The 13105-nt window shown below is 58.9% G+C and carries 12 protein-coding genes and 1 pseudogene; 11 read left to right on the top strand and 2 right to left on the bottom strand.

Annotation, left to right across the window (positions count from 1 at the left end; genetic code table 11):
- Positions 1–364: 364 nt before the first annotated feature.
- Together AYR47_RS07645 and AYR47_RS07640 are read right to left on the bottom strand one after the other, a co-directional pair.
- A complete protein-coding gene (locus AYR47_RS07645) occupies positions 365–1585 on the bottom strand; it encodes a CaiB/BaiF CoA transferase family protein (RefSeq protein ID WP_061434770.1) in 1221 nt (406 codons plus the stop codon).
- A 12-nt stretch (positions 1586–1597) separates the two neighbouring features.
- A complete protein-coding gene (locus AYR47_RS07640) occupies positions 1598–2779 on the bottom strand; it encodes an acyl-CoA dehydrogenase (RefSeq protein WP_003187423.1) in 1182 nt (393 codons plus the stop codon).
- Positions 2780–2936: 157 nt separating this feature from the next.
- Here AYR47_RS07640 and AYR47_RS07635 point away from each other — a divergent pair, with 157 nt between their 5' ends.
- The 11 genes and pseudogenes from AYR47_RS07635 (at position 2937) to AYR47_RS07585 (ending at position 13002) form a co-directional block, all read left to right on the top strand.
- A complete protein-coding gene (locus tag AYR47_RS07635) occupies positions 2937–3836 on the top strand; it encodes a LysR family transcriptional regulator (protein ID WP_061434768.1) in 900 nt (299 codons plus the stop codon).
- Positions 3837–4288: 452 nt separating this feature from the next.
- Positions 4289–5410, top strand: coding sequence for a Re/Si-specific NAD(P)(+) transhydrogenase subunit alpha (locus AYR47_RS07630; protein ID WP_033901529.1), 1122 nt, complete (start codon positions 4289–4291; stop codon positions 5408–5410).
- A 15-nt stretch (positions 5411–5425) separates the two neighbouring features.
- The gene (locus AYR47_RS07625; protein WP_003187417.1) at positions 5426–5746 is read left to right on the top strand and encodes an NAD(P) transhydrogenase subunit alpha; all 321 of its coding nucleotides are present in this window, start codon (positions 5426–5428) and stop codon (positions 5744–5746) included.
- Positions 5746–7182 (top strand): NAD(P)(+) transhydrogenase (Re/Si-specific) subunit beta, encoded by a 1437-nt coding sequence (locus AYR47_RS07620; protein WP_033901530.1) that lies wholly within the window; start codon positions 5746–5748, stop codon positions 7180–7182. Before AYR47_RS07625 ends, AYR47_RS07620 begins: the two co-directional genes overlap by 1 nt.
- Positions 7183–7361: 179 nt before the next feature.
- Positions 7362–8856: pseudogene (locus AYR47_RS07615) on the top strand (acetyl-CoA hydrolase/transferase family protein).
- A gap of 318 nt (positions 8857–9174) precedes the next feature.
- Entirely contained in the window at positions 9175–9390 is a 216-nt protein-coding gene (locus tag AYR47_RS07610; RefSeq protein ID WP_010168694.1) for a DUF1127 domain-containing protein, read from the top strand.
- 263 nt (positions 9391–9653) lie between these two features.
- Entirely contained in the window at positions 9654–9839 is a 186-nt protein-coding gene (locus AYR47_RS07605; protein ID WP_033901532.1) for a DUF1127 domain-containing protein, read from the top strand.
- Positions 9840–9975: 136 nt separating this feature from the next.
- Entirely contained in the window at positions 9976–10296 is a 321-nt protein-coding gene (locus AYR47_RS07600; RefSeq protein WP_033901533.1) for a DUF2388 domain-containing protein, read from the top strand.
- Between the two features lie 80 nt (positions 10297–10376).
- Complete coding sequence (locus AYR47_RS07595; protein ID WP_033901543.1) at positions 10377–10685, top strand: DUF2388 domain-containing protein; 309 nt, start codon at positions 10377–10379, stop codon at positions 10683–10685.
- 38 nt (positions 10686–10723) lie between these two features.
- Positions 10724–11044 carry a DUF2388 domain-containing protein gene (locus AYR47_RS07590; RefSeq protein ID WP_061434766.1) on the top strand — a complete coding sequence of 107 codons (321 nt, stop codon included), beginning with the start codon at positions 10724–10726 and terminating at the stop codon, positions 11042–11044.
- The gene (locus AYR47_RS07585; protein ID WP_033901534.1) at positions 11041–13002 is read left to right on the top strand and encodes a DUF7844 domain-containing protein; all 1962 of its coding nucleotides are present in this window, start codon (positions 11041–11043) and stop codon (positions 13000–13002) included. The genes AYR47_RS07590 and AYR47_RS07585 overlap by 4 nt, the downstream gene beginning before the upstream one ends.
- Positions 13003–13105 lie beyond the last annotated feature (103 nt).

Genomic DNA, 13105 nt, shown 5'->3' with positions numbered 1-13105 from the left:
GCCTCATTTGCTGTCAAGTGATTATTTTCAGAAGCTTTCGAAGATTTCTTCAACAACTTCAACCACTTGCGCTTCCGATCTCTCGTCAGCGGGAGGCGAATTCTACAGCGTTACACGCTGCTGTCAACACCTCTTTTTCAACTTCCTTTTGGCTTCGATGAACTGAAGCAACCTGCTGCCGAAACCTACATAACTCATTGTTTACCAAGGAGTTTTCCGTTTCGACTGCGCCGGAAGTGGGGCGAATTATAGACGTATGAAATCTGCCGTCAACCCTTGATTTTACTTTTCTATCAATTAGTGAGAATTGATTAAAAAACCACCAATCAAGGGCCGCCAGTACCTTCTATATAGAAGAAAAGATTCAGATAACACCCGCCGCCTTCAGAGCAACCACATTCGCCACACCCAATCCCAATACATCTTGAAGCACCTGAGCCGTATGCTCTCCCAGCAGCGGAGGTGCATTGCGATACTCCACCGGCGTCTTGGACAGCCTTATCGGACTGGCAACCTGAGGCACCATCCCCGCCAGCGCATGAGGCAATGCCATCTCCAACCCACGTGCCTTGACCTGAGGGTCGGCGAACACCTGCGCCAGGTCATTGATTGGCCCACAAGGCACACCGACCCGTTCCAGCTGCGACACCCACTCAGCCGTCGTCTTGAACACCGTCGCCTGACGAATCAAAGGAATCAGCTCCGCCCGATTCGCCACCCGCACCTTATTAGTAGCGAAGCGCGGATCATCCGCCCACTGCGGCTGCCCGGCCACTTCGGCAAACTTACGAAATTGCCCGTCATTACCCACCGTCAAGATGAAGTCACCGTCGGCGGTGGGAAAATCCTGATAAGGCACGATATTCGGATGCGCATTACCCAGCCGTTTCGGCGATGCCCCTGTCATCAGGTAATTCATCGCCTGGTTGGCCAGGCAGGCCACCTGCACATCCAGTAACGCCATATCGATGTGCTGCCCGCCACCGTCATGATCGCGATGAGCCAGTGCCGCCAGAATCGCCACCGTCGAGTAGAGCCCCGTAAGAATGTCAGTCAGCGCCACACCTACCTTGACCGGGCCAGCACCTTCATCCCCCTCGGGGCGCCCCGTCAGGCTCATAAGTCCGCCCAACCCCTGGATCATGAAGTCATAGCCTGCCCGCGCCGCATAGGGCCCGGTCTGACCAAAGCCCGTGATCGAGCAGTAGATCAGCTCGGGGTTGATCTCCTTGAGCGACTCATAGTCCAACCCATACGCCGCAAGCCCGCCCACCTTGAAGTTTTCAATGAGGATGTCCGACTTGGCTGCCAGCTCACGCACCAGCGCCTGTCCCTCCGGCCGCGTGAAGTCGATTGTCACCGATTGCTTGTTGCGATTGGCCGACAGGTAATACGCCGCCTCACTGGTGTTCTCACCATAGGCGTCCTTAAGAAAGGGCGGCCCCCAGGCGCGCGTATCGTCGCCGCTGCCCGGCCGCTCGACCTTGATCACTTCAGCCCCAAGGTCCGCAAGGATCTGCCCGGACCAAGGACCCGCCAGTACTCGCGATAGATCGAGTACACGTAGATGCGAAAGCGCGCCCATGCCGTGCTCCTATTAATAGAACGCCTGAAGACCTGTTTGCGCGCGCCCGAGGATCAGGGCATGCACATCATGAGTACCTTCATAGGTATTCACGACCTCCAGGTTGACCAGGTGACGCGCCACACCGAACTCATCGGAAATACCGTTGCCGCCGAGCATGTCGCGCGCCATACGCGCAATATCCAGAGACTTGCCACAGGAGTTGCGCTTCATGATCGAAGTGATTTCAACCGCTGCCGTTCCTTCATCCTTCATACGCCCCAGACGCAGGCAGCCTTGCAAGGCCAGCGTGATCTCGGTCTGCATGTCGGCCAGCTTCTTCTGGATCAATTGGGTCGCCGCCAATGGACGGCCGAACTGCTGGCGATCCAGTGTGTACTGGCGAGCGGTATGCCAGCAGAACTCGGCAGCACCCAACGCCCCCCAAGAGATGCCATAACGCGCAGAGTTAAGGCAGGTAAAAGGCCCCTTCAAACCGCGCACGTCCGGGAAGATGTTCTCTTCCGGCACAAATACGTTATCCATGACGATTTCACCGGTGATGGAGGCGCGCAGCCCGACCTTGCCGTGAATCGCCGGTGCGCTCAGACCTTTCCAGCCTTTTTCCAGGACAAAGCCCCGGATATCGCCGGCATCGTCCTTGCCCCACACCACAAACACATCCGCAATCGGGCTGTTGGTGATCCACATCTTCGCGCCCGTCAGGCTGTAACCGCCGTCCACTTTTCGAGCCCGGGTAATCATCGCACCTGGATCAGACCCATGATTGGGCTCGGTCAGGCCGAAACAGCCGATCCATTCCCCAGACGCCAACTTCGGCAAGTACTTCTGCTTCTGCGCCTCGGTGCCAAATTCATTGATCGGCACCATCACCAGTGAAGACTGCACACTCATCATCGAGCGATAGCCGGAGTCGACACGCTCCACTTCGCGGGCAATCAACCCATAACTGACGTAATTCAAGCCGCTGCCGCCGTACTGCTCGGGAATCATCGCACCGAGCAAACCGGTCTCGCCCATCTCGCGGAAAATCGCAGGGTCAGTCTTTTCATGGCGGAAGGCCTCAAGCACACGCGGCGCCAGCTTGTCCTGGGCGAACTGCTCAGCACTGTCGCGCACCATGCGCTCTTCTTCGGTGAGCTGTTGATCCAACAGCAGCGGATCGATCCAGTTGAAGCTTGCCTTGCCAGCCATGAATAAGTCCTCGCGGAAAGAAACGGAAGTCGTGGAACCAGCCTAGGCCCGACAGGCGAGGAGGGCAAACGAGGTTTCCGCATAGGGTTGTGCTAATTTCTCACTTCGAAACCGACGAAAAGCGCGCATATGCGCTTTACATGTGAGGACACGGTATATGCGCAGGAAAATCCCCAGTACCACCGCCCTTGTCAGTTTTGAAGCCGCGGCCCGCCACGAGAGCTTTACCAAGGCCGCGCACGAGCTTTCGATCACGCAAGGCGCCATCTGTCGACAGATCGCCAGCCTTGAAGAGTTTTTGAGTGTCGAGCTGTTTCGCCGCTCACGGCGCGGGGTAAAGCTGACGGAAGCAGGGCTGTCTTACAGCCGTCGCGTTGCCACACAGTTGGACGCAGTTGAGCGCGATACGCTTTCCGTCATGGGTCAGCAGGGCGCTAACACCATCGAGCTGGCCGTGGTCCCAACGTTTGGCACTCAGTGGCTGATCCCTCGCCTCAAGGATTTTCAACACCAGCACCCCGAAGTCACGGTCAATCTGACGAACAGAACACGACCCTTCCTGTTTGCCGACACCGAATTTGACGCCGCCATCTACTTCGGCGATGCCGACTGGTCCGGCACGGAATCGCACCGCTTGATGGGAGAAAACCCCGTCCCCGTGTGCAGCCCTCGACTGCTGGGTTGCAGCACGCAGTTCAGCCCTCAGGAAATCGCAGAACTGCCCCTCCTTCAGCAAACGACGAGACCCTACGCGTGGCGCCAGTGGTTCAACGCGCAGCAGTTGAGCGTACCCCGTGACATGACAGGCCCCCGTTACGAGCTATTCTCGATGTTGTCCCAAGCCGCCATGCATGACATGGGGATCGCGCTGATCCCGCCGTTCCTTATCCAACGCGAATTGGAGGAGGGCCAACTGATGATTGCGAGTCCCGAGGCGCTGAGCAGCTCGAAGGCTTATTACTTGATGATTCCTGACAGAAAGGTCGAATCAGCTTCGATGCACGCATTCAGGGATTGGCTCATCGAACAATCACAGCGCTACAGCCCCAGTATTTAAAGGTCTAAACCATATTACTGACTTTGTAGTCAGTAAATTTTGGATCCTACAGATATACGTATATGTCGCATTTCAACAGACTGTATCTGCCAGGCAAAAATAGGGCTAAAAGCTATGATCTATATGGCTTGTAGCGACTAATACAAGCCAATGACCGACTATTCACATCAAAGATGTCAAAAAGCTACAAAAACGCCTACAGGCCTTTAAGCCCATGTATTTGAAGAGGTTATTTCCACTTGTTGCGACAATCAGTCACAGGGTGACTTGTAGTTAATTTTTCGTCACCCGTCATAATCCCTTGATGGCCGTAAAGTTCGCCTGCAAAATGCCGCGCCCCGCTGTCATTTCAGCGGGATCGTGCTGATCGGCCGCCCCAGTTGCGCCACTCGCGGTGCACTGGCCTTTTTACAAAAAGATCAAAAGCAAAAAGATCATGCAGGAGATTTGACGTGCACATTGGTGTTCCTCTCGAAACCCAGACCGGTGAAACGCGGGTGGCTGCCACCCCGGAAACCATCAAGAAGCTGATCGGCCAGGGCCATAAGGTCACTGTACAAAGCGGCGCCGGCATTAAAGCCAGCATCACGGACAGTGCCTATGAAACGGCAGGCGCAACCATTGGCAGTGCCAACGAGGCGTTTGGCGCCGAGCTGATTCTCAAGGTGGTGGCCCCCAGCGACAGCGAACTCACGCTGATCAAAAGCGGCACCGTATTGGTGGGCATGCTCAACCCGTTCAGCAACGAAACCATCGCCAAGCTGGCCGAGCGAGGCGTCACTGCCTTTGCCCTCGAAGCTGCGCCGCGTACCTCTCGGGCTCAAAGCCTCGACGTGCTATCGTCCCAGGCCAACATCGCCGGCTATAAAGCCGTGCTGCTCGCCGCTCATCACTATCCGCGCTTCATGCCGATGTTGATGACCGCTGCCGGCACCGTCAAAGCTGCGCGCGTGTTGATCCTCGGTGCGGGGGTTGCAGGCTTGCAAGCCATCGCCACGGCGAAACGTCTGGGTGCAGTGATCGAAGCGTCTGACGTCCGTCCGGCGGTGAAAGAGCAGATCGAGTCCCTCGGCGCCAAGTTCGTCGACGTGCCCTACGAAACCGATGAAGAACGCGAATGCGCCGTCGGCGTTGGTGGCTACGCCCGTCCGATGCCAACCAGCTGGATGCAGCGCCAGGCCCTGGCGGTGCACGAACGCGCCAAGCAGGCCGACATCGTCATCACCACCGCCCTGATTCCAGGCCGCAAAGCGCCGACTCTGCTCAGCGCCGAAACCGTCGCACAGATGAAGCCCGGCTCCGTGGTGATCGACCTTGCCGCTGCCCAAGGGGGCAACTGCCCGCTCACGGTTGCCGACCAGATAGTCGTCGAGAACGGCGTGATCATCTGCGGCCCGACCAACCTGGCCGGCGCTGTCGCCGCCGATGCGTCAGCTTTGTACGCGCGCAACCTGCTGGACTTCCTGAAGCTGGTCTTCACCCAGGAAGGGCAGTTTGAAATCAACCTCGAAGACGACATCGTCGCCGCGTGCCTGATGTGCCGCGACGGCCAAGTCATCCGCAAAAACGCCTAAGCAGGGATTCAGACGATGGAAGAGCTTATCTCCCCCGGTATCTACAACCTGATCATCTTTGTGCTGGCGATTTATGTCGGTTACCACGTGGTCTGGAACGTGACCCCCGCGCTGCACACACCGCTGATGGCGGTGACCAACGCGATTTCCGCGATTGTGATCGTCGGCGCCATGCTGGCCGCCGCCCTTACCGTGACCCCGCTGGGCAAGACCATGGGCACCTTGGCCGTGGCCTTGGCGGCGGTGAACGTGTTCGGCGGCTTCCTGGTGACTCGTAGGATGCTTGAGATGTTCAAGAAGAAAGCCCCGAAAGTAAAAGAAGAGGCGCCGAAGTAATGAGCATGAATCTGGTAACGACGCTCTACCTGATCGCGTCGATCTGCTTCATCCAGGCCCTCAAAGGCCTGTCGCACCCAACCACGTCGCGACGCGGCAACCTGTTCGGCATGCTCGGCATGGCGCTGGCGGTGCTCACCACCGTGGGCCTCATCTATAAACTGGGTGCTGAGCTGGCCACAGCGGGTATCGGCTACGTGATCGTCGGCCTGCTGATCGGCGGCACCGCCGGTTCGATCATGGCCAAGCGCGTTGAAATGACCAAGATGCCGGAGCTGGTGGCGTTCATGCACAGCATGATCGGCCTGGCAGCGGTGTTTATCGCCATTGCTGCGGTGGTCGAGCCGCAATCCCTGGGCATCGTCAAACATCTGGGCGACGCAATCCCTGCCGGTAACCGCCTGGAACTGTTCCTCGGCGCGGCCATTGGTGCAATTACCTTCTCCGGTTCGGTGATCGCGTTCGGCAAGCTGTCAGGCAAGTACAAGTTCCGCCTGTTCCAGGGCGCACCGGTACAGTTTGGCGGCCAGCATAAATTGAACCTGGTGCTCGGCCTGCTGACGCTTGGCCTGGGCCTGGCGTTCATGTTCACCGGCAACCTCACCGCCTTCGCACTGATGCTGGCCCTGGCGTTCGTGCTGGGCGTGCTGATCATCATCCCGATTGGCGGCGCCGACATGCCTGTGGTCGTGTCGATGCTCAACAGCTACTCGGGCTGGGCAGCGGCGGGTATCGGTTTCTCGCTGAACAACTCGATGCTGATCATCGCCGGCTCTTTGGTGGGCTCCAGCGGCGCGATCCTGTCGTACATCATGTGCAAGGCGATGAACCGTTCCTTCTTTAATGTACTGCTCGGCGGTTTTGGCAATGCACCGGATGCGGGTGCCGCAGCCGGCTCCAAAGAAGCGCGCCCGGTCAAGTCCGGCTCGGCCGACGACGCGACCTTCCTGCTGACCAACGCCGACACCGTGATCATCGTTCCGGGCTACGGCCTGGCCGTGGCACGCGCACAGCATGCGCTCAAGGAACTGACCGAGAAGCTGACCCACCGCGGCGTCACCGTGAAATACGCGATCCACCCGGTGGCGGGCCGTATGCCTGGCCACATGAACGTGCTGCTCGCCGAGGCCGAAGTGCCTTACGACCAGGTGTTCGAGATGGAAGACATCAACTCCGAGTTCGGCCAGGCCGACGTGGTGCTGGTGTTGGGCGCGAACGACGTGGTCAACCCGGCAGCCAAAAACGATCCGAACTCACCGATCGCGGGAATGCCGATCCTCGAAGCCTTCAAGGCCAAGACCATCATCGTCAACAAACGCTCGATGGCCAGTGGTTATGCCGGCTTGGATAACGAGCTGTTCTACCTGGACAAGACCATGATGGTCTTTGGTGATGCCAAGAAGGTCATCGAAGACATGGTCAAAGCCGTCGAGTAACACTGCTTCAGCGCAATACTCGAAACCCCGGCCTCCAGTAGGCTGGGGTTTTTTATGACCGCATGAAACCCGACCAAAGGCTCTAAATCGCTGCCTGGCATTCGACCATGGTAGCGGGCCGAATTTTTTTGAAATCACTAAACTGCGCACCTTGCTTCCGTAGCCTGAGATAACAATCCATGTACCGTGATCGTATCCGCTTGCCTTCGTTGTTGAACAAGGTCATGAGCGCGGCAGACGCCGCCGCACTGATCGAGGACGGCATGACCGTCGGCATGAGCGGCTTCACCCGTGCCGGTGAAGCCAAGGCCGTCCCCCACGCCCTGGCCGAGCGCGCCAAGACCTCGCCGCTGAAAATCACCCTGATGACCGGTGCCAGCCTGGGCAATGACTTGGACAAGCAACTGACCGAAGCGGGCGTGCTGTCGCGACGCATGCCGTTCCAGGTCGACAGCACCTTGCGCAAGGCGATCAACGCCGGCGAAGTGATGTTTATCGACCAGCACCTGTCGGAAACCGTCGAGCAACTGCGCAACAACCAACTCAAGCTGCCGGACATTGCCGTGATTGAGGCGGTCGCAATCACTGAGCAAGGCCATATTGTGCCGACAACCTCTGTGGGCAACTCGGCCAGCTTTGCAATTTTCGCCAAGCAGGTGATCGTCGAGATCAACCTGGCGCACAATCCGAACCTGGAAGGGTTGCACGACATCTATATCCCGACGTACCGGCCAACCCGTACGCCGATCCCACTGGTGAAGGTCGATGACCGGATCGGCAGCACTGCGATTCCGATCCCTCCGGAAAAGATCGCCGCCATCGTTATCACCCACCAGGGCCGATTCCGCCTCGACCGTGACGCCGCCCGACAGCGACACCCAAGGCATTGCCAATCACCTGATCAACTTCCTCAAGCAGGAAGTCGACGCCGGCCGCATGACCAACAAACTCGGGCCGTTGCAGGCCGGCATCGGCAATATCGCCAACGCGGTGATGTGTGGCCTGATCGAATCGCCATTCGAAGACCTGACCATGTATTCGGAAGTGTTGCAGGATTCGACCTTCGACCTGATCGACGCGGGCAAGCTGAGTTTCGCGTCGGGCAGCTCGATCACCCTGTCTGAACGTCGCAATGCCGACGTGTTCGGCAACCTGGAGAAGTACAAGGACAAACTGGTGCTGCGCCCGCAAGAGATCTCCAACCACCCAGAAGTGGTGCGTCGCTTGGGCATCATCGGTATCAACACCGCGCTGGAGTTCGACATCTACGGCAACGTCAACTCCACCCATGTCTGTGGCACACGGATGATGAACGGTATTGGCGGCTCCGGGGATTTTGCACGCAATGCGCACCTGGCGATCTTTGTTACCAAGTCCATTGCCAAGGGCGGGGCGATTTCCAGTGTGGTGCCGATGGTCAGCCATGTAGACCACACCGAGCATGACGTCGACATCCTGGTCACCGAGGTTGGGCTTGCGGACCTGCGTGGCCTGGCGCCACGGGAACGGGCGCGGGTGATCATCGACAACTGTGTGCACCCCGCCTACCGCGACGCCCTGAACAGTTACTTCAACGCTGCCTGCGCCATCGGCGGGCACACGCCGCACATCCTGCGTGATGCACTGAGCTGGCACATCAACCTGGAAGAATCCGGGCATATGCTCAAGGCGTAATTGATACAGATCCGGGCTGATGCAAACACAGTTTCATCAGCTCGACATCTCCGCCGGCATTTCTTGAAAAAACTGTACTGCTGTACCGGTCAATTCCTACCGAAATATCCCACACCCCACTTCAAAAATGCCCATTTCGCACTACTTTAGTGCGGACAGGTACAGTTGCCCCATTTCCGTACAGTACAGCCCCTATAAACAGTTAACTGGCCCCTCACAATACAGGTGAACTGTATCTAGAGAGTCTTGCGCCGGAAGAGGATCATTGGCATCAGTTAAACCACTACCTAATCCCGCCACAAGCGGAAGGATGTCACCATGGAACGTACACTCAGTTCCGATCTGTTCTTCGAAGAAAAAGCTGTAAACACCCAGGCCTCCCTGCCTCTGCGCGTTATCGCCAACCTGATGTTGTGGCAGCGCCGCATCTCCAGCCGCCACCAACTGGCTCGTCTGGACTCGCGTCTGCTGGCTGACGCAGGCATCAGCGAAGCTCAACGCTACGAAGAGCTGAGCAAGCCTTTCTGGCGCTGATTTAGCGCTCGCTGGCCCTGACCTACCGGATCCACCGCCAGCACCCTGATTTGTCAAAGCAAAGCCCGCCACGGGAAACCGGAGGCGGGCTTTGTTGTTTTCGGGGTTTGGGTTTTCAACCGGAAAACAGTGGCATGATTCGACGACAGGTACAGTTTAAAAAATACAACAGCTAAGCAGTACAATTTAACTTCAGTGTATCTGTATCGGTCACATCCCCTCGCTCAACATGGTGCTCCAAGACCTCATGAAAGGTGCTCGCCATGGATACGCCGTCCCCCCGCTATAAACGGTTGTTACGCCAAGCGGCCTCGACCGTGGCCAAATGGCTGCGCCAGGCCTATGAACGGCGCCAGCTGTCGCAGCTTGATAGCCGTGAACTGTCCGACCTGGGCATCAGCCCCGGCGACCGAATGAACGAGCTGTCCAAACCGTTCTGGCGTGACTAAGCAGTCAAGATGCTTCCCGAACGGATAAACGGCGGCTTAATATCCAGTCACCACGTGGCGAACCGCGCAGTACAGGCGTCTGATCCCCAATAGCTGCCCTGCGCCACCTTATCCGTTCATCTACAGGAGTCATCCCATGTCCCGTCTTAGCCTGCTGAGTGCCGCCGCCCTGTTGGCCCTGGCAGCCAACGCCAACGCGACCAGCTTCATCGTGACCACCGACTCCATCGTCGGCGCGCTAAAGGCCACCTCCGACGCCACTTCCGATGCCACCTCGTCCCTGCGCGACAACAAAGTCGTGCGCGCTGCCCGTGACGACGCCGCCAGCTTTGTAGCCAGTGAAGGCGCCATCCGTGGCGTGAAACTGGAAAGCGCCCTGGCCCAGATCCGCCAACAAGCGCCGCAGCTGAACACCGCAACTGACGTACAACTGGCCCAGGCCATCCTGGCGATCTGAATGCAGGGCTGATGCCTGGGCGCTGGCTCTCGCCCGGGCATTACGCTAGCCTTGGCGCTCGTTTTCAGTTGTCGAGTCCCATGGTTTTTTCATACCGCCTGTTAATAGTTCCTGTATTGCTTTGCGCCGCCTGGTCGCCCTTGGCTTCGGCCTTCGACCTGACCACGCAGAGCACCGTCGCCAGTGCGTACGCCACCAGCAAGGTGACTTCCGCACCCTTCGACAGAAAAGTGATAATGGCCGCCCAGGATGACGCTGCCGCGTTTATCGCCACTGGCGGCCAATGGCGGGGGGCACGGTTGGAGTCAGCGCTGGATTATCTGCGCCACAGCCAACCAAAACTTAACGCCAGCGACCTTGAACTGGCGCAAGCAATTCTCGTCCAATAATCATCTCTGTATTCCATCTTTGTATTTGGAGTTATTCCATGCGTAGCCCGCTGATTGCCGCCACCCTTGGCCTGGTGTTGTTGGCCGACGTTGCCCAGGCACACACCCTGGTGGCCACCAGTAACATCATTGTTCGCGCCTCTGGCCGCACCATTGATTTCACCTCGGACACCACCACTTCCATCCGCGACTCCAAAGTCGTGCGCGAAGCCCACGATGACGCTGCCAGCTTCGTCGCTACCAACGGCGAGATCCGTGGCGCACACCTGGAAGCCGCCTTCGACACCCTGCGCACCCGTCTGCCGGAAGCCCGCGACGCCAGTGACCAGACCCTCGCCGAAGCTATCCTCGCACTGTGAGGCGAATGGCCGCCTGGCTCCTGGCCGGGGTTGTGCTGCTGTGTGCCAGCGCAGCCCAGGCCGGCCTGCAACTGCGGCTCAAGACCGAGGGCTTGAGCCCGGCTGAACAGCAGGCCAGCCAGGCGTTGCTCGACGAAGCGATGCGCGCCTTGCCGCCGCGCTTCATCGAGCAGTTGGACCGGCGTATTGATGTCGGCTGGACCGACAAGATGCCCGAGAACGCCTACGGGCAAGCCTCCTTGGTGTCCGAGCTGGACCTCAATCGCAACCTGCTTGCCAGCCTGACCGACGGCAGCGCCGCCACCCAGAAAACCAATCGCCCCCACGGCACCGTGCGCCGCGAAATGCTCGCCACCGTATTGCATGAACTGACGCACATCTATGACCGTGCACGCCTGTGGTCCAAATCAGACCGCGCACTGATCAACCGCTGCAGCCGCCAGAACAGCATCACCGGCTTGATCGGCCTGCCGGATCAATGCCGCGGCCAGCATGACCGACGCTTTACCCTCAGCGATGACCCACGCCTGCTGGACCTTGCCGGCTGGCCGCAGTACGTCGGCCGTCGTGGCGAGCGCGAACAAAACAACCATCAGGTCGCGCGCAGCCCGGACATCTACGAAACCACCAGCCCCTTGGAATTCGTCGCAGTCAACATGGAATACTTCCTGCTTGACCCAAGCTACGCCTGTCGCCGCCCCTCGCTGTTCCGTTACTACAAAGAACACTTTGGCTGGGCGCCGCCGAATCAAGACACCTGCGCCAACACCTACGCATTCCTGAACGCCGGCAACGATTTCGCCAAGACGCCGCTGGGCCATGTCGACCCGGAGCGCGTCTACGAAATCGACTACCTGCTGGCCGAAGCCAACCAGAACCTGGTGAGCCGCTGGGGCCACAGCATGTTGCGCCTGGTGATCTGCGCGCCAGGTCGGCCGCGCGGGCCGGATTGTCGGCTGGATCTGGACCAGCACCTGGTGTTGTCCTACCGCGCATTTGTCGGTGACGTACAGCTGTCGAGCTGGGACGGCCTGGTCGGCAAATACCCGTCGCGCCTGTTTGTGCTGCCGCTGGCGCAAGTGATCGACGAGTACACCAAGACCGAGTTGCGCGGCCTGGCCTCCGTGCCGTTGAAACTGACCCGCCAGGAAATCAACGACACCGTCGAGCATGCTGCCGAAATGCACTGGAGCTACGACGGCAACTACTTCTTCATTTCCAACAACTGTGCAGTGGAGAGCCTGAAGCTGTTACGCAGCGGCAGCGCCAACCCGCAACTGACTGGCCTGGACAACATCACGCCCAACGGTTTGCTCGAAGTACTGAGCGCCCGCGGCCTGGCCGACACCAGCGTACTGGACGACAAACGCAGGGCATTACGCCTCGGTTATCACTTCGACTCCTTCCGCGAGCGCTACCAGGCGATGTTCGATGTACTGCGCAAGCATCTGCCGATCAAACAGACCCAGGTCGAAGACTGGCTGTCTCTCAGCGCAGAGGAGCGTCGCCAGTGGTTCGGTCAGGCCGATCTGCGCACCAGCGCCGCATTGTTGCTGCTTGAGCAGGCGAGCTTTCGCAAGCAGTTGATGCTGGCCCAGGACGAAGTCAAACAACGCTACCTCGGCGCCCGCGAGCTGAAAAACGGCGGCATGGAGAAAGCCAACGCCACGCTGCAACAGATCCTCGCCAACAGCGGCTTCCTCAGCCGCCCGGCAGAACTCCTGGGCAGCGGCGGCTATGGCCTGCCGCAACCTTCGGAAGCCAAGCGCCTGGAATCGGAAAGCGCCGAGCGCCAGAAGCAACTGCAATCGCTGACCGGCGAGCTGGATAAAGAGGTGAGGGCGCTGCTGGATCCCTCGCGCTCCGCCGAGATTGCCGCCTGCGAAGCCAACCTCAAGCAGGTGGGCGAGCATTTGCGGGCATTGCATAAGGCGGCGGGCGGCCTCGAACTGCCCTGAAACGTCGAACAACCCTTCATCACCCTTTCAGCCGGCGAAAGCTGGCTGAAAGCTTACCCGTCTAGGATCGCCCCCACTGCCGGCAACAGACCGGCTGTTAACA

This window comes from Pseudomonas azotoformans (assembly GCF_001579805.1).
In the GTDB taxonomy this organism is placed as follows: domain Bacteria; phylum Pseudomonadota; class Gammaproteobacteria; order Pseudomonadales; family Pseudomonadaceae; genus Aquipseudomonas; species Aquipseudomonas azotoformans_A.
Note: the sequence above shows the minus strand (reverse complement) of the source record. Positions and strands in the feature narration are given on the sequence as shown.